The organism is Pedobacter antarcticus (assembly GCF_900112985.1).
GTDB lineage: Bacteria > Bacteroidota > Bacteroidia > Sphingobacteriales > Sphingobacteriaceae > Pedobacter > Pedobacter antarcticus.
Map to the genome: position 1 here is coordinate 480,528 of NZ_FONS01000003.1, position 26,219 is coordinate 506,746.

The following is a 26,219-nucleotide window of genomic DNA, read 5'->3' on the forward strand; positions in this document are numbered from 1 at the left end:
TTTATAGTGTTACGTTCAACTGGAATCCAAATGTGCGTACTGGCGGTATCTGACGGAAACTCAGGTAACCGTCTGTCTGGTTGTAAAGAGATTCCGGATCTCCGAACTTATTATCTTTATGTCTGATAATAAACAGGTTTGTACCTACAACACCTATGCTTGCCTGCTTAATTACCTTCTGTCCTTTCAACAGACTTGCCGGTAAAGTGTAATTGATATTTAATTCACGTAATTTCAGGAAGTCAGATTTAGCAGCTGTATTCCGCTGAACTTTCCCCTGTGCATCCCAGAAAGCTTTGTCACCCTTGGAATACACGGATGTATTTTTCACATAAATGGGATCTTTTGCCGTCCCGGTATTAATTACCGAATTCGGAAAAATAAATGGCTGTCTGTCATAAGCGATCGTCGCTGGATGTGTTCCTGCTGTATACATACGGGGTACAACCTCAGAATATAACCAGCCGCCTAAACGGGAGTCAAATTGAGCCGAAACGCTAAATCCTTTATAATCAAGTCTTGTACTCAAGCCCATCTGATAAGGTGGAACCATAGTGCCAAGATCTGTATTGTCGGCTACTGTAGTTGTATTTCCATCTTTATTGACGATCACTTGACCGTCGTATTTAGCATAATCACTTACTCTCAGCAATGGGTAAGATTGCCCGATAACAGCATAGGATTGCCTAAACATTCTAAACTCATCTAATCCAGCAAAAAGAGTTTTGACTTTATTATTGATATAAGTAAAGTTAAAGCCCATATTCCATCTGAAATCTTTATTACGAACAATGTCACCATTCAGACTTAATTCAATAATAGAGTTGGTTAATCTGCCTGAATTGACGATAGTATTATTATATCCGGTCGCACTCGATGTTAACGCTTCGAATATCTGTCCATCAGAATCTGAATAGACATATGCCGCCTCTACGTTTAAGCGATTATCAAAGAATCCTAACTGAAGGCCGGCTTCAAATGATTTAACAAATTCGGGTTTGATATTCGGATTTGGGTTAATCAAGCCCGGGGTATAACCGACCAGCGACCCGAAAGGGAAACCGTTAGTCTGGCTATAGGCATTGTTTAAGGTATAAGGATCCAATGTTACGTTTCCAGTCTTGTTAAAGGATGCGAACACCTTACCAAAAGAAAGGAATGACTTACCTTTTAACGCTGGAATTGCATCTGTGAAAACGAAGGAAGAGCTTACTCCTGGATAAAAATAGGATTGATTTTCTTTACTCAGCACAGAAACCATATCATTTCTACCGGTTACCGTCAGGAAAAGATAGTTGTTATAACCTGCTGTGAATTCTCCATAGCTCCCCAAGGAACGGTATTTCACTATTCTTGCTAATCCGCCCAACTCACCGGTACGGCTTCCGGGATTAAACAGATCGGGCAACAATAAGTTAGTACTACCAATTTCTGTGACTTTGGTATTATCCATTCTTACATTCTGTCCGAGCAACAGGCGTGTACTGAATTTACCGAACTGTTTTTTAAAGTTCAGCATGAGGTCGTTATTGAATCTGCGGAAGTTATTGCTCCCATCATATACAGACCCGTTTACATTTCTGTTCCCGGATGAAGATGCTAGTTTATTCGTGGTCGTTCTGGTTTCATCTGCAGTACTGTAAAGGCCGGCTCTATATACGGCGCTAAACCAAGGAGTGAATTCATAATCCAGCTCGATCTTTCCATTGATGGTTTGCAGGTCGGACATATTCCGGTTATTATCCATTAGAAAGAAAGGGTTCTTTGCCCCTGTTGCATCGGTATAATAATTTAAAGGGTGCGCTGCGCTGTTCTCGTCTTTCCAGTTTCTCAAACCAGCGACGTCCAGATTGGCAGGTTGTATATATAGGTTATACCATGGTCCATCGGGTGTTGTATTTCTTTTACTGAAAATATAATTAAAATTATATGAGGTATTCAGTTTCCCAAATTTTCGGGTTCCATTAAATCTTGCGCCTGTTCTTGAGCTCTTATCTCCTGGAATAACTCCGTTGATATCTACCCGCTGCATAGATAAGAAATAGGTAGACTTATCGTCTCCTCCTGAAAATGATAAATCATTCTGAATAGTGCTTCCTGTATTAAACATATCCATCCGGTTATCTTTTGAGGGAGCCCCATAAAATGCCTGCGGCTGACTTCCGTCTGGTAAAGGCAAGCCCAAATCTTTCATAGTTCCGTCAAATGCCGGGCCCCATGATTCATATTGAGTCGGGGAATATACTCCATTCTGGCCCTGGCCGAATTTATTCTGGGCAGGCGGAAGCAGAAAGGCCTTGGAAAATAGCGTACTGTTTGAAAAGTTTATTGTTCCCGGGCCGGCTGCGCCTTTCTTTGTCGTAATCATCAGTGCACCATTGACACCTTCTGATCCGTATAAAGCAGCTGCATTAGCCCCTTTTAACACGGTAATGCTTTCAATATCATTTGGATTTAATCTGCCTATGTCTGGTACAGGAACTCCATCTACTACATAAATTGGATTGTTTTTAGCGTCATTAAATGATCTCGACCCGCGTAAACGTATTTGAATAAGGGGTTCTGTTTTACCACTCGTAGCATCATTCATGTTAATTCTCAAGCCGGCAACTTTACTGGCAAGCCCGGCAAGCGGGTTTACTGTCTTACCTTGATTCAGTTCGGAGGAACTCACCAATTGGGCCGAGCTTCCCATTTCCCGCGCTTGTCTCTTAATCCCCAATGCGGAAGTAATTACTACTTCCGAAAGTTCACTTACATCTGAGTCGAGATTAACGTGCAGGTCCTGCTGGTTTGCCGAAAGTGTAATAATAGCAGTCCGGTAACCGGTATAACTGATCTGCAGTTTATCTCCACTGTTCGCACTAAGCGTATAACCGCCCGTCGAACTGGCTATCCCTGTTTCTTTAGTGCTTAAATTAAGTATAGTAGCACCGGGAAGCGGCATGCCATCACTTCTGTCTTTAATTGTTCCCGTAAGTTTTCTTTGCTGTGCGAGCGTCTGAAAACCTAGGCAAATACAAATAATAAATAGTGTAAAAGTTTTATTCATAAGGTATTTATTTGGAAATAGTCTTAATAGTTATAAATTCGCTGCAAATATATCAGTAGCCAATGACGGAAGAAGGAGAACAACTGACGGTAAAAGGAGAATTTGAGTACGCAGTTTATGAACTTGACAGTATGCCGGTTACCCTGGACGCGGGCCTTAAAATGCTGTTTGTAACACAGGGCTGCCTTTGCTTAGAACCTTTACTGGGATTTGATCTTCAGGTAAGTCTAAAATCCAGACAGCACAATCTTTTCCATCTTAACTCGGATTATATCCTTTCTAATCCTAACCCGGAAGAGACCGCAATGGTTATCTGCATTAGCCTGAATATGGATTTTATTACCAGGTACCTCCCGGATGACCTGGATGCTTTTCAACAGTTTTTCAGAAAGTCGGGATTTCCAAGACGTTTTTCAGCAATCAATCTCCACCTCAACCCGGAAATAAATGCAGTACTGCACGCAATTGAAAATTCTGATCATAAGGGTTTTGGAGGAGATCTGTATATAGAATCAAAAGTGGTCGAATTGCTGGCTTTACAATGGTCCCTGGCCGATAGTTACCTGAAAAAAGGGATCAATGCAGTGCTGCATTCTGCCGAAAGGGCCAAAATGGAGAACGCAAGGGAGATTTTACTCAGCCAAGGGGAAAGTCAGTATTCTCTGCGCACACTCGCACATATGGTCGGCACGAATGAATATAATCTCAAAAAGAACTTCAAACTGGTATTCGGAACCACAGTATATGGCTACCTGAACCAGCACAAAATGGAAGAGGCCAGATCTATCTTACTAAAAGGTGGTACAAACGTGGCTGAAGTTGCCCAGAAAATGGGCTATAAACATGCTACACATTTCAGCAGTGCATTTAAGAAGTACTTTGGTTATTTACCAGCCAGACTTAAATTCCTCTGGATATTTTTTGATCCCGAATTTCTGCTAATTCTTTTATAAGCTGAACAATACGGTCCTGAATACTCACAAAATGTTCTAAATCAACAACATTTATTAAATTATTCTTTTATTAAAAATATTAATTTCTATCTTTGCTGTCCCTAATAGGGAAAAGGAGATTAAATGATTAATGGCAAAAAAACAAGTAGCAGAAAAAGAATTATTGGCTAAAAAAGCCGAATTACAAGGTGCAGACGCTCGTCTGACTGAAAGAGAAACTGTAGAATCTGAAGCAGATTCTATGTCGATCGAAGAGATCAAATCATCACTGGCAACTCCAGATCAAGACTTTGACTGGGATGCTGACGACAAAGCTTTCGGAAATTACTCTGACGAAGACCGTAAAAAGTTTGAAGAGATGTATACCGATACTTTCAATCAAATCAACCAAGGTGAAATCATTAGCGGTATTGTTGTTTCAATCAACAATAAAGACGTAGTATTAAACGTAGGATTTAAATCTGACGGTTTAGTATCTACTTCTGAGTTCCGTGATACTCCTGATTTGAAAATCGGCGACACAGTTGATGTATTTGTTGAAGCTCCGGAAGACGCAAATGGTCAATTGATTTTATCTCGTAAAAGAGCTAAAACTCAGAGATCTTGGGAATCTATCAACGAAGCCCTTGACAATGACAGAATCATCAACGGATTTGTTAAAAGCCGTACTAAAGGTGGTCTTATCGTTGACATCATGGGTGTTGAAGCTTTCTTACCTGGTTCTCAGATCGACATCAAGCCGATCCGCGATTACGATGTTTACGTAGGTAAAACTATGGAATTCAAAGTTGTTAAAATTAACCATGAATTCAAAAACGTTGTAGTATCACACAAAATCTTAATTGAAGACGATTTAGAAAGTCAAAAAGTTGAGATCGTATCTAAACTTGAAAAAGGACAGGTACTTGAAGGAACTGTTAAAAACATTACAGACTTCGGTGTATTCATCGATTTAGGTGGCGTTGACGGTTTACTACACATCACTGATATTTCTTGGGGCCGCATAGAGCATCCAAAAGAAGTATTAAGCTTAGACGAAAAAATCAATGTAGTTGTTCTTGACTTTGATGACGAGAAAAAACGTATTGCTTTAGGCTTGAAACAATTGACTCCACATCCTTGGGAAAGTTTAGATACTAACCTTGTTGTTGGATCTAAAGTTAAAGGTAAAATCGTTACTGTAGCTGATTACGGTGCATTCCTTGAAATCATTCCTGGCGTTGAAGGTTTAATTCACGTTTCAGAAATGTCTTGGTCTCAAAACTTACGCAGTCCACAAGAATTCCTTAAAGTTAGCGATGAAATCGAAGCTGAAGTATTAACTTTAGACCGCGATGAACGCAAAATGAGCTTAGGTATTAAGCAATTAACTCAGGATCCTTGGCAAAATGTTGCTGAAAGATATCCTATCGGAAGCAAACATACTGCTGTAGTTAAAAACATGACTAACTTCGGTGTATTCGTGGAAATTGAAGAAGGTATTGATGGTTTAATCCATATCTCTGATCTTTCATGGTCTAAAAAAGTTAACCACCCTAACGAATTCACTAAAGTTGGTGATACATTAGACGTAGTTGTTCTTGAATTAGATGTTGATAGCCGCAAACTGAGCTTAGGACACAAACAATTAGAAGAAAACCCTTGGGATACTTTTGAAACTATCTTCACGTTAGATTCAATCCACCAGGGAACTGTTGTTAAAGTAACTGATAAAGGTGCTGTTATTGCTTTACCTTATGGTGTTGAAGGTTTCGTACCAACAAAACATATGGCCAAAGAAGATGGTACTACTATCAAAGCTGAAGAAACTAATGATTTCAAAATCATCGAGTTTAACAAAGATGCTAAACGTATCGTTGTTTCTCATGCCCGTATCTGGGAAGAGGCTAAAGCTGAAGTTGCCGCTGAAGAAAGAGCATCTAAGAAAAAAGAAGCTAAAGCATCCAGCAATGCAGTTAAAAAAGTTAAAGATTCAGTTGAGAAATCAACCCTTGGTGATCTTGGCGTATTAGCTCAATTAAAAGAGCAAATGGAAGGCGAAGAAAGCAAAAACAAAGGAAAATAATCTTTTAAAAGCTTTATATACAAAAAGCATCCCGCAGGGGATGCTTTTTTTTTGCTTCTGATTTTATATCGAATTATGCCGGATGTCTTGAATATCGCTTGGAGAAGAACGACCCCTTTATAGAAACTTCGCTTTCAACTCTGGCGAAGGTACCATGCAGCTCTCCTCCCTACCCCAAATGCGGTAACGGTTCGCTGCAATCTTCTCATAAACGAAATCCCGGATGAATATTGGTACGAGCTTTAATATTTTAAGTGTCGCCCATCCTCCACCCAAACCGGCTGCAATTTCTAATGCCGCAGCCGACTTCTGATAAACTTTTCCTTCTTTCAGCAATAATATAGTACCCGAATTTTCTGGATTAATATTAAAGTCTTTCAATGTCTTTTTTGCTACCTCACTCTGAAGTGCAGCAAACCGGAACTTGTCCTGCTTGTCTCTATTGATAATAAACTTCACCGTACCAGTACACAGATTACATACGCCATCGAAAAAAACGATCTGAGCTTCCATGCTCAAATCTAAGCATTTAGCTTTTAATTGCATTTGAAGTTGGAGAGCTCCCCGAAATTAATTAACATTGCGGCCACAGAATTCAATCTGATTATTTATATTTGCTTAATCAATTTGTCAATGCAAAAGAGAACCCTGCTAGACGGTAAAAAATTCCAAATCACAATTAAGAGACTTTGTCATCAATTAATTGAGAATCACAACGATTTTTCAAATACTGTTCTTATTGGAATTCAGCCACGTGGCAGTTATTTCGCCGACAGGGTTAAACAAGAGCTTTCTGCAATCCTTCCTGATAAAAACATTAGAAAGGGTAATCTGGACATCACATTCTTCCGCGATGACTTCAGAAGAAAGGATGGCATAGTATCCGCCAGCAGCAATACCATAGATTTCTTAATTGAAGGTTGCAACGTAATCCTGCTGGACGACGTACTCTGGACAGGACGCACCATCAGATCTGCGCTGGATGCTCTGCTTGCTTACGGCAGACCGGCGAAAGTAGAGCTCCTGGTTTTAATTGACAGAAGATTTTCAAGACAAATTCCCGTTGAACCGGATTATATAGGCCTGCAAGTTGACAGCATAGATTCTCAGTTAGTGAGAGTGAGCTGGAAAGAAACGGAAGGCGAAGACAAAGTAATTTTATTATCAGAACGAAATCAATAAGCAATGGCAGCAGATAAACTATCAACCAGACATCTTTTAGGTATTAAGGACATTAACCTGAATGATATTGAATTGATTTTCGAAACTGCAGATAATTTCAAGGACGTGATTAACCGTCCGATCAAAAGGGTTCCTTCCCTGCGTGATATTACTATTGCAAATATTTTCTTCGAAAATTCTACGCGTACAAAACTTTCATTTGAACTTGCCGAAAAAAGGCTGTCTGCTGATGTAATCAATTTCGCAGCTTCGTCTTCTTCTGTCAGCAAAGGCGAGACTCTGATTGACACTGTCAATAATATCCTTTCCATGAAGGTGGATATGGTTGTAATGAGACATCCTTATGCAGGTGCAGGGGTATTCCTAAGCAAACATATCAACGCACAGATTGTAAATGCCGGCGATGGCGCACATGAACACCCAACTCAGGCATTGCTTGATGCGTATTCGATTCGCCAGAAGTTAGGCGAAGTACGGGGCAAAAAGGTAGTGATTGTAGGAGATATCCTGCACTCCCGTGTGGCTATCTCTAATATTCTGTGTCTGCAGAAACTGGGAGCAGAAGTAATGGTCTGCGGTCCTGCAACCCTGATACCCAAACATATTGCCAGCCTTGGTGTGAAAGTTGAACATGACCTGATTACTGCATTAAACTGGTGTGACGTGGCTAATATGCTGCGCATTCAGCTGGAACGTCAGGATATCAAATATTTCCCCTCCCTAAGGGAATATGCTATGATGTACGGTCTGAACAAGAAAATTCTTGACAACTTGAATAAAGAAATCATTGTCATGCACCCGGGCCCGATAAACCGGGGTGTGGAGATTACAAGTGATGTCGCCGACAGCAAACAGTCCATCATCCTGGAACAGGTCGAAAACGGAGTTGCAATACGAATGGCGGTATTATATCTGCTCGCTTCTCAAAGGGATTAAGTACAAGTTCTTTATCGGTATACCATTTTTTTCATCTTTACGTTAAACAGTGTTATTAACACTTGTTAACTTCTTATGTTAACAAGCTGCATTACAATATTTATATTAGCACCAAACGTATTAGATCCAGATTAAAACGAGGTACTGTCAGACATGAACGGATTCGTCCGGCACGAACTGATAAGGAGACAGAAATTTAAATTAAATACAGGCTTTAATTCAATTTATAAACGAGAATACACAAATAGCTAATGAAGAATGGACACTCATCATAGCTTCATAACCTATAAGAAACTATATCCAATGAAAAAAAAATACCTTTATATTCCTCTCGTACTAGCAGGGAACCTTAGCGTAGGCTATGCACAGGTAAACTCGCTGGTTAATCTGAACAAGAACTACCAAACTGGCCTCGAACTGCTGGATAATGAAAAATATGTTGCTGCCGCCCAACAATTCAGGTTGGTAGAACAAGTGAGAATTAAGCCGGGAACACAACAGGAAAGCAACGCCGAGCTTTCCATGCTTAAGGAAAACGCCAAGTTCTACGCGGCTGTATGTGCTCTTGAGCTCGGTAATGGAGATGCAGAGGGACTTTTTCAGAAATTTATAAGGGAATATCCATTAAATCCAAATACCAAACTGGCTTATTTCCATGTAGGTAAAGCATATTTTGCTCAAAAAAATTACGCAAAAGCTCTGGAATGGTTCGAAAAAACAGATCCTTCAACACTTTCTCAAAAGCAAAGAACTGAATATCAGTTTAAACAAGGGTATGCTTATTTTGAAGAAAAGAACATGGAGAAAGCTGAACCATTGTTCGAGGAGGTTAAAAAGGTTGACGGTCCTTTTCAAGAAAGCGCAACTTATTATTTTGCCTATATCAATTACCTGAATAAGGAATATAAAACGGCACTTACAAACTTTGAAAAGTTAAAGGGTTCCACCACTTATGAAGCAAGCTACCCATACTATATTACTTCAATGTATTACCTGGACGAGCGTTATGATGATGTAATCAGCTACGCAGTCCCAATTTTAAGTAGCTCAAAGCAACAGTTCGAAGCAGAAATGCTGAGCTTAATTGCAGCGTCTTATTTCGCAAAATCTGACTTTAAGAAATCGGAACAGTATTTCCGTGAATTCTACGCTAAAAGTACGAGCACTACGAAAAATAATCTTTTCATCTATCAATACGGTTACTCACTTTTCCAACTTGGTCAATACAAGGAGTCTGTCCCTGTACTCGAACAGCTGAACACCGATGATGTTTACCTGCAGAGTGGTATGCACACACTTGGTCGTTCATTTTTAAAGTTGAATAACAAGGAGAAAGCGAGAAGTGCTTTCTTCAGGGCTTCAAGATTGGAATTTGACCGGGTTACACAGGAAGACGCCTGGATTAACTATGCCCGGTTGAGTTATGAACTTGATTTCAACCAGCAGGCCCTGGAATCTACCCAAAGTTTCCTGAAACAGTTTCCTACGTCAAGAAAGCTAAACGATGCTAAAACTTTATTGGGCGAGATTCTTTTAACCAGCAAAAATTACCAGGCTGCAATTGATATCCTGGAACCAATAACCAATAAGTCTCCAGAGGCCGAAGAAGCTTATCAGAAAGTTACTTACTTCAGAGGGCTGGAATTTTATAATGAACGGGCATTCCCGAACGCGCTTTCCATGTTCCTGCGTTCCAATAAATTCCCGAACGATCAGGAAATCCATGCACTGAGCACCTATTGGATGGCTGAATCAATGTATGAATTGCGCAAATTCGGTGAATCGGTAAAAACGTTCGAAAAGTTTCTTACTATGCCGGGTGCGAGCAAAACCAAAGTATACAACTTCGCAAATTACGCCTTGGCATATGCAGCTTTCGAAGATGAAAAATATTCAAAAGCTGCTAATTATTTCGAACGCTTCCTTAGTGGTAACGATAAAGATAAAAATACAGTGGTTGATGCAACTGTCCGTTTAGCAGATGCGTATTTCGTCAATAAAAGTTACGGTAATGCTTTAAGTTATTATGATCGTATCATCAGCGACCGCTCGACCGGTGAGGATTACGCGCTATTCCAACGTGGAATGATTCAGGGTCTTCAGGGACAGGATGATGCGAAGATAGCTACAATGCAAAATTTACTGGCCCAGTTCCCATCTTCTAATTATGCGGATGACGCCGGCTTTGAAACTGCTTATACCTATTTTAATAAGGGTGATCTGGACAAATCAAAAAATGACCTGACGTCTTTACTCAGCAAATATCCTAACAGTAGTTATGTGCCACGTGCACTGGTAACTATCGGACTTGTACAGTATAATCAAGATCAGGATGATGCTGCATTAGGAACTTTCAAAAAGGTTATAACTGACTATCCAAGTTCTGCTGAAGCGAAACAGGCTCTGGAGTCCATTAAAAATATCTATGTTGACCGTAGTGACGCAAATGGGTTTATCGATTATGCGAATACTACGCCGATTGGTAACTATACTGTCGCGGAGCAAGATAATATCGTCTTCCAGGCAGCTAATAATCACTACCTGAAAGGTGATGCACAGTCTACGGTAGAAAGTGTGAATGCTTACTTCGATAAATTCCCGAAATCTATTCATGCGAAGGAAGCGAGATTTATACGTGCTGAGTCGCTAGTAAAATTAGGTAAACCTGATCTGGCAGTTCCGGATTATGAATTTATCCTGAATGACTGGACAAGCGAATATACAGAGCGCTCACTGATCAGTATTTCAAAACTGTATCTGGCCCAGAATAAATATAATGAGGCTATTGTCTATCTGAAAAGACTAGAAACTACGGCTGATTTTAAGGTTCATTACGCCTTTGCAATTAACAACCTGCTGAAGTCTTACAGTGCCTTGAATATGCCTGATGACGTTTTAAAATATGTTCAGCTGACTAAAGAATCAGATAAGGCTTCTGAAGAGGATATTAACAGTGTTGATCTCTATGCAGGAAAAGCTTACCTGTTAAAGGCAGATACAGCTGCTGCACAGAAGGCATTTACAAATGTTGTTAGCAAGACGAAGACGTTAGCTGCTGCTGAGGCGAAGTATAATGTTGCCGCGATCCAATATGCTAAACATGATTATAAAGGCTCGCAGAAAACTTGTTTCGATTTGATTAACAATATGGCCTCGTATGAGTACTGGGTAGGAAAATCTTTCATCTTGCTCGCTGACAATTACCTGGCGCTGAAAGATAAATTACAAGCTAAAAGCACTTTGCTAAGTATCATTGATAATTATGAGGGTAAAGATGAAATTGTGGCTACTGCCAAAGAAAAATTAGAGAAAATTAAATAAGAACGAGCATCATGAGATTGAGCACACTCCTATATACAACTATTTTCTGCTTCACGGCAGGTACCTTGTCCTTAAAGGCACAGGACAAAAAAACTACTGAAAAAACTATTGAAAAGAAAACGGACGATAAGGCTGTAACTGAAGAAATTGAAGTGGTAAGACCTTACAAACCGATTCTTGCCGAAGCTGTAAAGCTGAGAAGAAGTCCGGATCTGAATGATGTAAAAACTTATAAAGCAAGGTTTAACTATAGCCTGACCGACCGTAAGCTGGAACTGAATTCTGATATCGATAAATTATATGCACAGGAAGTTGCTGCCGAAAAGGAGTACGACCTCATCAATAACTATGTTAAGCTTGGCGGTGGTTCTGCAGGTACAATTCTTGGAGAAGCGTATATAAACAATGGCCGCGATGAAGCTTTACAGGTTGGTGGTTTTTTCAAACACTTTAGCCAGGAAGGCAAATTGAAAGACCAGAAATTCAATCAACAGCAGCTAAGTATATTTGGCCGTAACATTCAGGATAATTTCGTTCTGAGCGGACGCTTGAATTATGAAAGAAAAGGTCTCTATTTCTATGGTTTTGATGAGACAAACCCTGAGCGTAATTTAAATCCTGGTAAACAAGCTTTTAATTTCATCGAAGCGGAAGGTGAAATTGTAAATAAATACACGGAAGATGAAGATGCTTTCAGTTATGCTGCGAAAGTAAACGGATATATATGGTCTGACCAATATGCTGCGAAAGAAAATTCAATCGTGATCAACGGTTATCTGAATAAGCGTATCAGTAGCTTTAATCTTGGCTTAGCTGCTTCAGCTGACTTCGGTAAAACCAAAGATATCAACACAAGTTTTTCGAATAACCTGTTACGTTTAAATCCTTATATCAGGTTAGAGACGAACGGTGTGAAAATTAATGCAGGTATTAATTTTGTCCAGGAATTCGGAATGAAATCCGAAAGCAGGATCTTCCCTGCTGTAACGGCTGATTTCACGCTTATCCCAGAATACCTGCAAATCTTTGCTGAGGTAAAAGGCGATGTCAATAAAACGACCATGAAGGAATTAACGGATGAAAATCCATTCCTGAACAGCAACATCAACATTCAGAACTCAGTTGAAAAATTGAGTTTCAGCGCCGGTATTAAAGGTACAGGTGGTCCTGGATTTGGCTACAAAGCAAAAGTATACCGCAAGGAAATTACTGATATGCCCCTATTCGTAAACAACTTTAATGACTTCAACAAGTTTGATGTTATTTATGATTTTGGTAACATGAAATTATTAGGTCTGGAAGGTGAAATCTCCGTTCAAATCAGCGATCAGTTAAAATGGACTGGAAAACTGAACCTTGAGGACTACAAACCCGCTTCCGAATCTTACAGCTGGTTTAAACCGCAGTTAAGGATCAGCTCCAACCTGATGTATAAAATTACCAACAAGATTGATTTTAATGCATCTGTTGCAATTCAGGATGCAAGTGACGCAAAGATCTATACTTCTCAGCCTGCAAGCCCTTATATTATCCCTGACAAAAATATTGAGATGTTAGGCAATGTTAAAGGTTTCGTTGATCTGGGAATTGGTGCTGGTTACAAAATCAATAATCAATTCTCGGTTTTTGCAAAAGCAAACAATATTCTGAATAACAAATACAGTAAATATCTATACTACCAAGCAATTGGTGTAAACGTATTCGGCGGGCTTAGTTATTCTTTTTAGGCAATTCAAACTATTAATTGGTTGATACAGAATTAAAATTTATTTTTACCAGAATGGATATCTTGTCTTACCTTTCCGAACTTCTTCAAACGCGTAAATCTGTAGGCATTTCCGGGTTGGGAACAGTTTATAAGAAAAAAGTACCAGGAAGGTATGATGCTGACACTCATTCGTTTCTTCCCCCTGGTTTTGTTCTGGATTTTACTACTGATATTCAGGAAGAGTCTGCTCTTCCTGAATATATATGCCAGGAAAAACATGTTACTGCTGATACTGCGGCCTACGTTATCGAAGAGTTCAGCAAGGAAATAAACCAACAGCTTGAAGCAGGCAAAGAAGTCGACTTTGGCAGTCTTGGTAAATTATTGATCATAGATCAAAAAATACGTCTTGTACCGGCTGACTCAGCTATTGAAGGCAGCGAATATTACGGTCTTCCGCCTGTGGAGGAATCGCCTGAAGTCAATATACCAGTAACAGATCAATCTGAAGAAATTGAAAATGACGGGCAGGATAATCCGGCAACGGAGATCTTCCCTGAAACTCCTGCTGCAGATGACGCTATCGGAACCCCAGTTAACGATGAGGTGGACGATACCGAAATACAGCAAGATGAAGTTGACCCGGCATCGTTGATTTCCACACCGGTGCCACCTATGGAGAATCCGGTTGTGTTAGAGACGACTAGCACTGCAGGTACTGCTATTCCCTTGGACTCAGCTTCAGCTAAAACGGAAAACGATCAGCAAATATTCAAGAAGTCTATCAATGATCAGTTTAAAACTGAAGAACAGCTTAGATCGGAAATTGAAGCGCTCAATTATTACCGCTCTAAATCTCCTGTTTCTAAACCTATTATTAAAGAGGATGACGAGCTGTTATGGAAATTAAAAAAGAAAGAGGAAATCACTCCAGATCCGGTCATCGAGCAAGAACCGGTTGTTCCCTTCTATCAGTCAGAAGATGAAGAAGTCAGGGGGACACCTGCTTACCTTAAAATTATATATGCACTTTTAATTCTGGGCATTATTGCAGGAGCGGCCTATGTTATTCAGCCATCCTTATTTAATGTAATCACGGGAAATAAACCCGGTATGCCACACCCTTCCCAACAGACCGGCCCGGTTTCGTCTCCAGCAGCTCCACTTACTGATTCTTCAGTGAAGGACAGTATAAATAAAGACAAACCAGCTATTATAGTTGATTCTGTTTCCAAAATATCCAAACCGGTCGCAGCACTGGACACAGCTACGCTCTATGAAATTATAGGCGCTTCTATGCATGACAAGAAGGAAGCTGATGCTTTTATAGCGTTAATGAAAAAAAGCGGAATTGAGGCTAAGGTAGTTACGAACATGGCTGGAAGAAGACTAAAAATGAGTATTGGAACGTTTAAGGATGAAGAGACCGCAAAGCAGGAGCTTGAGAAGTTATCTCATAGATTAAAAATACCGGGTATTTACATTTATAAAAACAAACAAAAATAAATATGATCACATTGTTACAGGTTACTACAGATACAGGAAACCAATTAGCTGATACCGCGCACGTAGTTAACCAAGTTGTCACTGGAGCAGCGCAGGAGTTACACTTTTTCGATCTTTTAATCAAAGGTGGATGGGTAATGATTCCCCTTGCAATACTTGCATTTACAGGTCTGGTTATTTTTGTTGAACGTTATTTGACTATAAGAAAAGCTTCTAAACAGGAGACAAACCTTATGCTCCAAATCAAACAATACATCCATGAAGGAAGACTGGAAAATGCAATTGCACTTTGCAGAAATACAAACTCTCCGCTTGGTCGTATGTTGGAGAAGGGATTAAAACGTATCGGACGTCCAATTAAAGATATTGAAGCTGCAATTGAAAATGTTGGGAAGCTGGAAGTATCAAAATTGGAGAAAAACATCAGTATCCTCGGTATTGTTGCCGGTATAGCACCGATGTTAGGTTTCGTAGGTACAATTATTGGTGTAATCACGATTTTCCATGACGTTTCCATTAAAGGGGCTATTGAGATCGGTACTATTTCAGGCGGTCTGTATACGAAAATGATTACTTCAGCAACAGGGCTGGTAGTTGGTATCATCGCATATGTTCTATATCATATTCTGAATGCAATGGTGGAGCGGATCATTCTGAGAATGGAAACTGACGCATTGGAATTTATTGATTTATTAGAAGAGCCAGGAAAATAATGAATCTACGTAAAAGAAATAAAGGACACGTTGAAGTCCATACTTCAGCATTGAATGATATCATGTTTTTTCTGATGTTGTTCTTCCTCCTGGCATCCGCTGTGGTGAATCCACAGGTTGTTAAATTATTACTGCCGAGATCGGAATCCGGACAACAGTCATCAGCTCAAAAAACTGTAACTGTTTCGATTGATGAAAATCTCAAATATTATGTGGAGAAACAAGCGGTAACTTTGGAAAGCATGAAAAGTGCAATCGAAGCTTATCAGCAGGCATCTCCTGATCTGACTATTGTATTATATGTGGCCAGAGGGGTTTCAATTGAAAATACAATGGCTGTTTTCGACGTAGCAAATCAATTAAAACTGAAAGTTGTATTAGCAGTAGAACCTAAAAAATAATGACTCACTATAACGAGGAAAATAACTACCCTAAAGCCATTGCCATTTCTACCGGTATCATGGCTGTATTGCTGATACTAAGTCTTTTTATTGCTATAGGCACATTCAAGCCTGCAGAAGAAGCAGGTATGGGCGGAATGGTAGTTAATTATGGAACTTCAGTTGAGGGAATGGGTACGGACTATACAAGTATAGAAGAACCCTCCGCAGATCCTAATGCCAATAACGAGCTTCCGGACAAAGTAGTTCCTGATCAGGAAGTTACTCCTGTTAAATCATCACAAAGCAGTGATAAGGAAGTTGTAACGCAAAATACTGAAGAGGCCGTAAGTATTCAGACTAAGAAAACGGCTAAACCGTCTGCACCTGCAGCGACCACAGTAACAGCGAAACCAGCTCCCCCTGCTATAAACCAAAATGCACTATATAAAGGTAAAGCTAATAAGGGAACAGGACAGGGCGATGGAACTGGCTCCACTCCTGGAAATCAAGGATCTGTAAATGGAGACCCGCTGGCAAATAATTATGGCGAAGGTGGTTCTGGATTTGGAAACACGCCAATTGCACTGCGCCGTTTTACAAACCTGGTGACTCCACAGGATGACGGTCAAAAAACAGGGAAAATTGCTGTTAGAATTACCATCAATAAGCAAGGTATAGTTGTAGATGCTGTCCCTGGTGTAAAAGGCACTACGTTACAAGACATTGATCTGTGGAATAAATGTAAGACTGCAGTTATGGGTGCCCGCCTAAATCAATCGGATTCAGCACCTGACCTTCAGGTAGGTGTAGTTGTTTTCAACTTTAAAGTGAAATAATCATAATTCCTGATACTTTTGCAGTATTAGTTTGAACTCATGACATATTCACAAACCCTGGATTACCTGTATAACAGACTTCCAATGTTTACCCGCATCGGTGCTGCGGCCATGAAAAAAGATTTACACAATACCCTGGTTCTTTGCCAGGCACTGGATGAGCCGCAGAACAAGTTTAAGAGCATCCATATAGGTGGTACAAATGGAAAAGGGTCCAGTTCTCATATGCTGGCCGCGATTTTACAAAAGGCCGGGTATAAAACCGGCCTTTATACTTCCCCGCATCTAAAAGATTTCAGGGAAAGAATCCGTATCAACGGAGCAATGATCCCGACGTCTTATGTCGTCGATTTTACAGCTGAACAGCAAAGTTTAATCGAATCAATACAACCCTCCTTTTTTGAAGTCACAGTCGCAATGGCATTTTCCTGGTTTGCACAGGATAAAGTCGATATAGCAGTAATTGAAGTTGGCTTGGGAGGGCGTCTGGATTCGACGAATATCATTCAGCCGGAACTTTCTTTGATCACCAATATCAGTCTTGACCACACCAATCTTCTTGGGCACACCGTGCAGGAAATAGCCTTAGAAAAGGCTGGAATTATAAAAAAAGACACACCTGTTGTTATCGGCGAATCGCAATTAGAAACTGATGATATCTTCACTGCAAAGGCTCTTTCACTATCGAGCGAGATCGTATTTGCAGACAAGGTATTATCTGTGACTGACAGTTACAAAGACGGCCCGTTATTGGTTACTTCTGTTTTCCTGGGACCTGACTGTTTATTCAAAGATTTAAGGCTACAGCTCACAGGTACTTATCAGCTAAAAAACATCCTTGGCGTAATTCAGTCCGTACTTACATTGAGAGATAATGGTTATGATATCCCTGATACTGCAGTCAGAGAAGGACTTACAGCCACAACAGATCTAACCGGTTTGCAGGGAAGATGGCAGACATTACAAGAAAATCCGCTCATAATCTGTGACACAGGGCATAACCTGGCCGGCATTAAAGAAGTGCTGGAAAACATCAGTCACACACCCTACAAAAAACTACATTTTGTTATCGGAATGCTGAGTGACAAAGATGTTACCAGTGTTTTGCGGCTTTTACCGACAGATGCTCTATATTATTTTTGTCAACCGGATCTAGAACGTGCTTTACCAGCAGCTGAGCTCAAAAAGTCAGCTAATGAACTTGGTTTATATGGAGAAATGTATCAGACCGTGGAACTTGCAATTATTGGCGCGAAAGCAAATGCAGATACCGACGACTTGATTTTCATTGGTGGAAGCACATTTGTCGTCGCGGAAGCACTTTAATTTTAGCCGGTAAGGAAAGTCTAATTAACGCTGTCTACACAAACAGCAAAATCAATATAAAAATTAAAATGAAGAAAAATTACGTACTATTTGCAGCTTTATGTTGTCTTTACAGTGTGGGATTTGCACAAAAAAAACAACCAAACTCAGGTCAGACCGTCTATCCGGCAACGATAGACCGGCCAAAACTGGTTGTAGGACTGGTAGTAGACCAAATGAGATGGGATTATCTATACCGCTATTATGATCGTTATACAAACGGAGGTTTTAAACGTCTAATCAATGAAGGATTTTCAGCTGAGAACACCTATATACCTTACACTCCAACTTACACCGCCTGTGGTCACACAAGTATTTATACAGGGTCTGTGCCCGCAATCAACGGGATTATCGGTAATAACTGGTACGATCCTACTCTGAGAAGAAATGTGTATTGTACAGAAGATTCGACTGTAACCACAGTCGGTTCGACTACAAATGCCGGCGTAATGTCTCCTAAAAATATGCTAAGCAGCACAATTACAGATGAACTTAGAATAGCGACTAATTTTAAAGGGAAAGTAATTGGTTTATCTCTGAAAGACCGTGGTTCTATCCTTCCCGCTGGTCATACGCCAACCGGTGCTTACTGGTATGACGGACAAACGGGCGACTGGATTACCAGTACCTATTACATGAAGGAATTACCATCATGGGTATCCGGTTACAATAAATTAAAAATGACTGATAAGTTCTATCAGCAAAACTGGAATACCATGTATCCGATTGATACGTATACTATGAGTACTGCGGATAATAAATCTTATGAAGGCAAAAACAAAGGTGAATCTGCACCGGTATTTCCTCATCAGCTAAAATTATATGCAGGAAATAACTACGATATGATCCGAAGCACCCCGCATGGAAATACAATGACTTTGGACCTTGCCAAGATTGCAATTAAAGCAGAAGAATTAGGTAAAGACAATATCACAGATTTCCTTGCAGTAAGCTGCTCATCAACTGATTATGTAGGTCACCAATACGGACCGAATTCTATTGAAGCAGAAGATACTTATTTAAGACTTGACAAAGATTTGGAAGAGTTCTTCAACTACCTGGATCAGACTGTAGGTAAAGGAAATTATCTTTTCTTTATATCCGCAGATCATGGTGCTGCACATGCACCTGGTTTTATGGCAGAAAATAAACTACCAGCAGGAACGACCAGCAATAAAGACATAGTAGCCGGACTGAATACATATTTAGAGTCAGAATTCAAGATGAAAAAAATAGCGTTAACCGCTATGAATAACCAGATCATCTACGACCACAAGAACCCGGAATTAAAAAAGCTGGATTTTACTGCTGTTAAAGCTGCAACCATTACTTATCTGAAAACATTAGATGGGTTCGCTGATGCCGTGGATTTAGCACGCGTATCTGAAAGTACTCTTCCCGCAATTCAAAAGGAAATGATCACAAATGGTTACAATGCACAACGCAGTGGTGATGTCTATTTCATCCTGAAGCCCCATTGGTTTGATGGTAGTGCAACCGGCACAACGCACGGTTCATGGAGCCCATATGATTCCCATATCCCGCTGGTATTTATGGGCTGGAATGTTAAAGCAGGCAAAACTAATCAGACTTATCATATGACAGACATCGCAGCCACACTTGCTGCAATGCTTCACATTCAGATGCCGAGCGGATCAGTTGGCCGGCCAATTACCGAACTCACTCATCAGTAAATATCAAAGCCGCATAACCTGCGGCTTTTTTTATACGCCTATTTCGGCTACCTCTCCTGTTCCCCATACCCGAATCCAGGTATATACGTTTAAACAATAGGAAACTCACTGCCAATATCTGAAGATCTGACTACATCTCATTAGTTACAAATATCGCATAACATATATTTACCGGTATTAAATAGAAATAGCTAACTTTATGAGCCAAATATAATTTCTATTAATGGAGAAAATTCAAAGCTATCAACCCAAAAATAAAATACGTTTCGTAACTGCGGCCGCACTGTTTGACGGACATGATGCTACAATTAATATTATGCGCAGGATCTTGCAATCTTCAGGCGCCGAAGTAATTCATTTAGGGCATAACCGATCTGTGGACGAGGTTGTGAACTGTGCTATACAAGAGGATGTACAGGGCATTGCCATGACTTCTTACCAGGGCGGACATCTTGAATACTTTAAATATATGTATGACCTGCTACAGGAAAGAGGTGCCACACATATCAAAATATTCGCCGGGGGCGGTGGAGTCATTCTACCGGCAGAAATAAAAGAGCTGGAGGATTACGGAATTAGTAAGATCTATTCTCCGGATGATGGAAGAAAAATGGGATTACAAGGGATGATTAATCACATGCTTGAAAACACAGATTTCATTACCACAGCGCGCATCACAACAGAACTAAAGGATATTCCATTAAAAGTGGTAAAAAGCATTGCATCTGCAATAACAGTGGCGGAGAACGACCCTAAAGGAGCTCAGTCATTTGTTAACGAATTGAAAGAGCTTTCCAAAGATAAAAACACGCCCGTTTTGGGTATTACCGGTACGGGAGGATCAGGAAAATCATCACTAGTAGATGAACTGGTCAGGAGATTTCTGATAGAAGTTCCCGGTAAAACAATGGCAATAATTTCTGTAGATCCATCCAAAAGAAAAACTGGCGGAGCATTATTAGGCGACAGGATCAGGATGAATGCCATAAATGATCCCAGGATCTATATGCGGTCGCTCGCTACAAGACAAGCCAACCTTGCTCTTTCAGTTAATGTACAGGAAAGTATTGATATCTGTAAAGCCGCTGGTTATGATCTGATCATTGTAGAAACATCCGGTATTGGCCAGTCCGATACCGAAATCACAGAACACTGCGATGTATCCCTTTATGTTATGACACCAGAATTTGGAGCAGCAACACAGCTCGAAAAAATAGACATGCTCGATTTTGCAGATCTGGTCGCCATCAACAAGTTTGATAAACGGGGTGCACTGGATGCATTAAGAGACGTAAGAAAACAATATAAAAGAAATCATAATCTGTTTGATGCGGGCGACGACGAAATACCCGTCTATGGAACGATGGCTTCCCAATTCAATGATCCTGGTATGAACAACCTGTTTACCGCGCTGATCAATACTATCAACACAAAAACAAAGGTTGAATTCAGTACCACTCAGAAATTTATTTCGCAAACTTCGGAAAAAACTTATATCATCCCACCCGACCGCATAAGGTATCTTGCCGAGATAGCAGAATCCAGTACGGCATATAATGAGTGGGTCACACAACAATGCCAGCTGGCTACTAAACTCTATCAGCTTCAGGGCACCTTGGCACTTTTAAAAAATGGCGTAAGCTTACCAGAATCCGGTACTTCAGCCAGGCATGATCTGGAAATTGCTTTGGAACATATGCGCTCACACCTTGAAGAACAACTAGATGGTCAGTGCAGAAGGCTGATAAGGGAGTGGCCGGAAACCCTGCAGAAGTATAAAGCGGAATACTTTATCTATCACGTCAGGGATAAAGAGATTAAACAGCCCTTATATTACCAGTCACTTTCACAATTGCAGATTCCAAAAATTTCCCTTCCAAGGTATAAAGATTGGGGTGATATTCTCCGCTGGCTGCTTACAGAAAATGTGCCTGGAGAATTCCCTTATGCAGCAGGTGTCTTCCCGTTAAAAAGAGAAGGAGAAGATCCCACGAGGATGTTTGCAGGTGAGGGAGGCCCGGAAAGAACAAATAAACGTTTCCATTATGTATCATTAGGTCAACCGGCGCACCGCCTCTCTACCGCATTTGATTCGGTAACTCTATACGGAGAAGATCCGCATATTCGACCTGACATTTATGGTAAAATAGGGAATTCAGGGGTGAGTATTGCAACCTTAGATGATGCAAAAAAACTCTACTCAGGTTTCAATCTATGCGCCTCATCTACGTCAGTTTCTATGACAATCAACGGTCCGGCACCCATGCTTTTAGGCTTTTTTATGAACGTCGCCATTGATCAACAATGTGAATTATATATAAAATCCGAAGGACTGGAAGCAGAGACTGAAGAAAAGATTAAAGCTATATATACTGCCAAAAATATAGAAAGACCCGTATACAACGGCGAGTTGCCAGTTGGAAATGACGGGCTGGGTTTAATGCTATTAGGTGTTACCGGTGACCAAATTTTACCTGCATCAATATATAACAAGATAAAAGCTCATGCGATCAGTACTGTGCGGGGTACAGTACAGGCAGATATTCTAAAAGAAGATCAGGCGCAGAATACCTGCATATTTTCGACAGAATTTGCACTGAGGATGATGGGAGATATACAAAAGTATTTCATTGATCAAAAAGTAAGAAATTTCTATTCTGTTTCCATCTCAGGCTATCACATTGCTGAGGCTGGTGCCAATCCGATAAGTCAGCTAGCATTCACGCTTAGTAATGGCTTTACTTTCGTAGAATACTACCTTAGTAGAGGTATGCATATTGACGATTTTGCGCCAAACCTGTCTTTCTTCTTTTCTAATGGTATAGATCCTGAATATGCTGTAATCGGCAGGGTCGCCAGACGTATCTGGGCAAAAGCTATAAAAAACAAATATAAAGGAAATGAGCGTTCGCAAAAGCTCAAATACCATATCCAGACTTCAGGGCGGTCTTTACATGCCCAAGAAATAGACTTTAATGATATCAGGACAACACTTCAGGCTTTATATGCAATTTATGATAACTGCAATTCACTTCATACCAATGCATATGATGAAGCCATCACCACCCCTACTGAAGAATCAGTACGCAGGGCTATGGCGATACAACTGATAATTAACCGGGAGTTGGGCCTGGCAAAGAATGAAAACCCTATACAAGGTGCATTTATCATCGAAGAACTTACAGATTTAGTAGAAGACGCCGTACTCACTGAATTTAAACGGATAAATGAGCGTGGAGGCGTTCTGGGTGCGATGGAAACGATGTATCAACGTGGAAAAATACAGGAAGAAAGTTTGTATTATGAAACACTCAAACATAATGGAGAATACCCGATAGTTGGAGTAAATACTTTCTTGAATAAAAAAGGATCTCCAACAGTCACGCCAGGAGAAGTGATACGTGCAACCGAAGAGGAGAAACAATACCAGATCAATGCTTTAGCTAACTTTCAAAAAAGAAATGAGGCGTCTCAAGGGCCGATATTGGAAGAATTGCAGCGGAAAGCTGTGCTTGGAGATAATATTTTCGAAGCATTGATGGATGCCTGCAAGATCTGCTCGCTCGGACAAATCTCTAAAGCATTATATGCTGTAGGAGGGCAATACAGACGTAATATGTAACCTACACTTTTAATACGTAAAAAGGCGGATCAAAATAATGATCCGCCTTTTTTTATAAATAATATACGCTAAACCTATGCGTGAATCCAGCTGAACTTATATTCCATAGTAGGATTTTTCATTCTTTCCGCAACACGAAGTAACCTATTGGGAAGTGCCATGATATAATCACGGGCTTTTTCACCAGCATCGTCCAAATCGCGCATACCGTCAATTTTCCACTCTTCAATAAGCTGCTGCATAATTTCAACGTAATCTACAGCTGTATAAACACCTAAACGCTGTGCTGCGTCGGTAAAGTGTCCAAAAGTTTGTCCCATTTTCATGCCCATTTCCCTTAGGAAGTGAGCTGGCATAACAATCTTTTTACGCATCATATCTTCAAATGCGATCATCGCTTCATTAGGATCAACTTCAAATATCTTTGACATGAAGTCCTTATAAGCTTTAGCATGTCTTGCTTCATCAGAAGCAATCACACCGCACATTTTTGATAACAAAGCATCACCATCTTTCTTAGCTAAAGAGGCTACCCTTCTGTGAGATATATTTGTAGCAAGTTCCTGGAAACTTGTATAGATAAAATTCCTGTAAGGATCATGGCCTGTACCAATATCAAATCCATCAGCAATCAGATACTGAGTTGAAATTTCCATCTGACGCATATCAACACGTCCCGAAAGATATAAATATTTATTTAACAGGTCACCGTGTCTATTCTCTTCAGCAGTCCAGTGTCTTACCCACTTCATCCATCCACCTTGTTCATTTCTTGAAATCCCGTCAACCATGGCTAACCATGACTCGTAAGTTGGTAAAGCTTCCTCTGTGATCGTATCACCGATCAGAACTGCTACAAGATCATAAGAAAGATCATTAGCATTTTCACGCAAAGATTTTATATCCTGGATAAAGGTTTCACTGGTCGAAACAGGCAAGAAATCAGTCGGCTGCCAATTGGTATCAATCGGTTTGAGGTAAGTATCCATCATATCAAGCATATACTGCTCAATGTGAAGCATCACTTCCCTTCTTTTTTCAGCAAAAAAACTCATTTTGTGTGTGTTTTAGTTTATATTCAAAGATAACCAAAATTTTATCAAATTGGCTTTCCACCTTTATAAATCACGCCATCTTTCATCACAAAATGCACCTGCAGGATAGAATTAATGTCATTTTCAAGATTAATATCGACAGCAATTATGTCTGCTAAATACCCTTTTCTGATAATGCCAATTCTTTTTTCCCAATTTAACTGTTTAGCCGCATTTACAGTAGCAAACTTAAGCACATCAGGTATAGAAACTCCCGCTTCATGATAGCCGATTAAAGTATGTTTAGACGGGAGACCATAAGGCAGATTTACATCTATATAATCGTCAGAACCTGCGGCAATTGTTACGCCCATTTTGATGGCGCGGTTTAAACGCTTAGCCAGCCTTTTCAAATAAGATGCCATATCGGCGGAACTATCTTCACCCGGATAGGCAATCCTGGCATAATTAGCCATAACGGTGCTGTCTCCATCTGTAGGGACAAGAATGACGCCCCTTTTAGCCATCAGTTGCAATGTTGAATCCTGAACATTATAACCATGTTCTATTCCGTCAACACCAGCCAGCACTGCATTATGTATTGATTCAGCGTCAGTTGCATGCGCAGTAACTCGCAGACCATAGCGGTGTGCCTCTTTCACCGCCGACTCCATCTCCTGAACGGATAATGAAGTACGGTTCGGTACGTTATCCGCGAAAATTTTGATAACGGTGGCACCTTGGTTCACATTTTCCCTGACCGCCTTAATGATCTCATCCCGTCCATTCACGATGCGGTATTCGTCATCGGCAAGATGCCGGTGCTTATAGATTACACCTGGCAGCTGCCCGCCCTCGCTTGCCAACCCTGGTCCGGAACTACGCATTCTTGGCCCTGGCACTAATCCGTTATCAATTGCATTCATCAAAGCGATATCAGCGAACTGACCCGAATTACCTAGATCCTGAACAGCAGTTATGCCTTCCTGCAAATAGGCATTCGCGCGCACTGTTCCATATATCGCACGGTAGGCATCACCTTCCATGGTTAGCGTCTTCAGTAGAGATTGTGCCGAGTAATCCATATGAGGTTTTAATTCCTCACGAAACAATAGATGTGTATGCGCGTCAATTAAACCAGGTAAAACAGTATAGCCGCTTAAATCTAATAGGGTATAATCAGCTCTCTCTTTATCAGTAAGTTCCTGTTCTTTCTTGACTTCAATAATCTTATTGCCGCTAACAAGAATAAAACATCCTTTTACAAAAGTGCCGTTCCCCGAATCAAACATTTGGCCTGCTTTGATCAGATATTTATTGCTTTGAGCCGATAATAAAATAGGGATACAGCATAAAACTGTGAAGAGCAATTTTTTCATATCCACAAATAACAAAAAATATCCGGAGATATAACTACAAAGTAGTCAACAGGCTAATTGGAGGTAAATAATTAGGAAGAATTAAAGAAGTGCAGCGGATCTGCCTCACCAGAACTATAGCATGAATATACTTCGGCAGAAAAAACCCTGATAAACAAGAAAAGCCTGTAGTTTTCACTACAGGCTTTCTTTAAGATTTGGCACCGACCTACTCTCCCACGTGTTACCGCAGTACCATCGGCTCTGGTGGGCTTAACTTCTCTGTTCGGAATGGGAAGAGGTGGACACCACCGATATAGGCACCTAAATGTTTTTAATGTTAATACAGCTACCAATCACTAGATTAATTCGCTGCATAAACAATGACATATTATTGAAAGAAGTTAGTATGAAGAACAAACAACAGTATTCTGCTTTTGAAAGCTTCGGATGATTAGTATTACTCGACTATGCTGTCACCAGCTTTACAT

Annotated in this window: 17 protein-coding genes and 1 rRNA gene; 13 read left to right on the forward strand and 5 right to left on the reverse strand. The window is 40.3% G+C overall.

Annotation, left to right across the window (positions count from 1 at the left end):
* Window position 1: 1 nt before the first annotated feature.
* On the reverse strand, window positions 2-3,052 hold the full coding sequence (locus BM192_RS09685; RefSeq protein WP_037441439.1) for a SusC/RagA family TonB-linked outer membrane protein: 3,051 nt from the start codon (window positions 3,050-3,052) through the stop codon (window positions 2-4).
* 62 nt (window positions 3,053-3,114) lie between these two features.
* On the opposite strand from BM192_RS09685, the gene BM192_RS09690 reads away from it, so the two are divergent.
* Window positions 3,115-4,005: a helix-turn-helix transcriptional regulator gene (locus BM192_RS09690; protein WP_051759923.1), complete on the forward strand. Its 891-nt coding sequence runs from the start codon at window positions 3,115-3,117 to the stop codon at window positions 4,003-4,005.
* A gap of 130 nt (window positions 4,006-4,135) precedes the next feature.
* Window positions 4,136-6,070: a 30S ribosomal protein S1 gene (gene rpsA / locus BM192_RS09695; protein WP_074590238.1), complete on the forward strand. Its 1,935-nt coding sequence runs from the start codon at window positions 4,136-4,138 to the stop codon at window positions 6,068-6,070.
* Window positions 6,071-6,187: 117 nt separating this feature from the next.
* On the opposite strand, the gene BM192_RS09700 is transcribed toward rpsA, so the two are convergent.
* Entirely contained in the window at window positions 6,188-6,583 is a 396-nt protein-coding gene (locus tag BM192_RS09700; RefSeq protein ID WP_037441440.1) for a thiol-disulfide oxidoreductase DCC family protein, read from the reverse strand.
* A gap of 120 nt (window positions 6,584-6,703) precedes the next feature.
* On the opposite strand from BM192_RS09700, the gene pyrR reads away from it, so the two are divergent.
* From pyrR to BM192_RS09755, 11 genes are all read left to right on the forward strand, one after another.
* Window positions 6,704-7,252, forward strand: a complete 549-nt coding sequence (gene pyrR / locus BM192_RS09705) for a bifunctional pyr operon transcriptional regulator/uracil phosphoribosyltransferase PyrR (RefSeq protein ID WP_037441442.1) — start codon at window positions 6,704-6,706, stop codon at window positions 7,250-7,252.
* A 3-nt stretch (window positions 7,253-7,255) separates the two neighbouring features.
* Window positions 7,256-8,188, forward strand: coding sequence for an aspartate carbamoyltransferase catalytic subunit (locus tag BM192_RS09710; protein WP_037441444.1), 933 nt, complete (start codon window positions 7,256-7,258; stop codon window positions 8,186-8,188).
* Between the two features lie 303 nt (window positions 8,189-8,491).
* Window positions 8,492-11,509: a tetratricopeptide repeat protein gene (locus BM192_RS09715; RefSeq protein WP_037441461.1), complete on the forward strand. Its 3,018-nt coding sequence runs from the start codon at window positions 8,492-8,494 to the stop codon at window positions 11,507-11,509.
* Window positions 11,510-11,520: 11 nt separating this feature from the next.
* A complete protein-coding gene (locus BM192_RS09720) occupies window positions 11,521-13,236 on the forward strand; it encodes a TonB-dependent receptor (protein ID WP_037441446.1) in 1,716 nt (571 codons plus the stop codon).
* A 53-nt stretch (window positions 13,237-13,289) separates the two neighbouring features.
* Window positions 13,290-14,723 carry an SPOR domain-containing protein gene (locus tag BM192_RS09725; RefSeq protein WP_139218425.1) on the forward strand — a complete coding sequence of 478 codons (1,434 nt, stop codon included), beginning with the start codon at window positions 13,290-13,292 and terminating at the stop codon, window positions 14,721-14,723.
* A 2-nt stretch (window positions 14,724-14,725) separates the two neighbouring features.
* A complete protein-coding gene (locus tag BM192_RS09730; RefSeq protein ID WP_088775984.1) occupies window positions 14,726-15,436 on the forward strand; it encodes a MotA/TolQ/ExbB proton channel family protein in 711 nt (236 codons plus the stop codon).
* The gene (locus BM192_RS09735; RefSeq protein WP_037441450.1) at window positions 15,436-15,837 is read left to right on the forward strand and encodes an ExbD/TolR family protein; all 402 of its coding nucleotides are present in this window, start codon (window positions 15,436-15,438) and stop codon (window positions 15,835-15,837) included. The genes BM192_RS09730 and BM192_RS09735 overlap by 1 nt, the downstream gene beginning before the upstream one ends.
* Entirely contained in the window at window positions 15,837-16,655 is an 819-nt protein-coding gene (locus BM192_RS09740) for a hypothetical protein (protein WP_037441452.1), read from the forward strand. The genes BM192_RS09735 and BM192_RS09740 overlap by 1 nt, the downstream gene beginning before the upstream one ends.
* Window positions 16,656-16,694: 39 nt before the next feature.
* A complete protein-coding gene (locus BM192_RS09745; protein ID WP_037441454.1) occupies window positions 16,695-17,981 on the forward strand; it encodes a bifunctional folylpolyglutamate synthase/dihydrofolate synthase in 1,287 nt (428 codons plus the stop codon).
* 68 nt (window positions 17,982-18,049) lie between these two features.
* Window positions 18,050-19,714: an alkaline phosphatase PafA gene (gene pafA, locus BM192_RS09750; protein WP_074963968.1), complete on the forward strand. Its 1,665-nt coding sequence runs from the start codon at window positions 18,050-18,052 to the stop codon at window positions 19,712-19,714.
* Between the two features lie 223 nt (window positions 19,715-19,937).
* A complete protein-coding gene (locus BM192_RS09755; RefSeq protein ID WP_074963969.1) occupies window positions 19,938-23,336 on the forward strand; it encodes a methylmalonyl-CoA mutase family protein in 3,399 nt (1,132 codons plus the stop codon).
* A 74-nt stretch (window positions 23,337-23,410) separates the two neighbouring features.
* Here the strand turns inward: BM192_RS09755 and BM192_RS09760 are convergent, their stop codons facing one another.
* From BM192_RS09760 to rrf, 3 genes are all read right to left on the reverse strand, one after another.
* Window positions 23,411-24,391: an acyl-ACP desaturase gene (locus BM192_RS09760; protein WP_037441456.1), complete on the reverse strand. Its 981-nt coding sequence runs from the start codon at window positions 24,389-24,391 to the stop codon at window positions 23,411-23,413.
* A gap of 44 nt (window positions 24,392-24,435) precedes the next feature.
* Window positions 24,436-25,749, reverse strand: a complete 1,314-nt coding sequence (locus tag BM192_RS09765) for an amidohydrolase family protein (protein WP_037441457.1) — start codon at window positions 25,747-25,749, stop codon at window positions 24,436-24,438.
* 195 nt (window positions 25,750-25,944) lie between these two features.
* Window positions 25,945-26,056: ribosomal RNA gene (gene rrf, locus BM192_RS09770) — 5S ribosomal RNA — on the reverse strand.
* Between the last annotated feature and the right edge of the window lie 163 nt (window positions 26,057-26,219).

What these genes read in the sequence shown, in the direction of transcription:
- BM192_RS09685 (WP_037441439.1), bottom strand. Translation starts at nt 3,052, where the DNA reads ATGAATAAAACTTTTACACTATTTATTATTTGTATTTGCCTAGGTTTT.
- BM192_RS09690 (WP_051759923.1), top strand. Translation starts at nt 3,115, where the DNA reads ATGACGGAAGAAGGAGAACAACTGACGGTAAAAGGAGAATTTGAGTAC.
- rpsA (WP_074590238.1), top strand. Translation starts at nt 4,136, where the DNA reads ATGGCAAAAAAACAAGTAGCAGAAAAAGAATTATTGGCTAAAAAAGCC.
- BM192_RS09700 (WP_037441440.1), bottom strand. Translation starts at nt 6,583, where the DNA reads ATGGAAGCTCAGATCGTTTTTTTCGATGGCGTATGTAATCTGTGTACT.
- pyrR (WP_037441442.1), top strand. Translation starts at nt 6,704, where the DNA reads ATGCAAAAGAGAACCCTGCTAGACGGTAAAAAATTCCAAATCACAATT.
- BM192_RS09710 (WP_037441444.1), top strand. Translation starts at nt 7,256, where the DNA reads ATGGCAGCAGATAAACTATCAACCAGACATCTTTTAGGTATTAAGGAC.
- BM192_RS09715 (WP_037441461.1), top strand. Translation starts at nt 8,492, where the DNA reads ATGAAAAAAAAATACCTTTATATTCCTCTCGTACTAGCAGGGAACCTT.
- BM192_RS09720 (WP_037441446.1), top strand. Translation starts at nt 11,521, where the DNA reads ATGAGATTGAGCACACTCCTATATACAACTATTTTCTGCTTCACGGCA.
- BM192_RS09725 (WP_139218425.1), top strand. Translation starts at nt 13,290, where the DNA reads ATGGATATCTTGTCTTACCTTTCCGAACTTCTTCAAACGCGTAAATCT.
- BM192_RS09730 (WP_088775984.1), top strand. Translation starts at nt 14,726, where the DNA reads ATGATCACATTGTTACAGGTTACTACAGATACAGGAAACCAATTAGCT.
- BM192_RS09735 (WP_037441450.1), top strand. Translation starts at nt 15,436, where the DNA reads ATGAATCTACGTAAAAGAAATAAAGGACACGTTGAAGTCCATACTTCA.
- BM192_RS09740 (WP_037441452.1), top strand. Translation starts at nt 15,837, where the DNA reads ATGACTCACTATAACGAGGAAAATAACTACCCTAAAGCCATTGCCATT.
- BM192_RS09745 (WP_037441454.1), top strand. Translation starts at nt 16,695, where the DNA reads ATGACATATTCACAAACCCTGGATTACCTGTATAACAGACTTCCAATG.
- pafA (WP_074963968.1), top strand. Translation starts at nt 18,050, where the DNA reads ATGAAGAAAAATTACGTACTATTTGCAGCTTTATGTTGTCTTTACAGT.
- BM192_RS09755 (WP_074963969.1), top strand. Translation starts at nt 19,938, where the DNA reads ATGGAGAAAATTCAAAGCTATCAACCCAAAAATAAAATACGTTTCGTA.
- BM192_RS09760 (WP_037441456.1), bottom strand. Translation starts at nt 24,391, where the DNA reads ATGAGTTTTTTTGCTGAAAAAAGAAGGGAAGTGATGCTTCACATTGAG.
- BM192_RS09765 (WP_037441457.1), bottom strand. Translation starts at nt 25,749, where the DNA reads ATGAAAAAATTGCTCTTCACAGTTTTATGCTGTATCCCTATTTTATTA.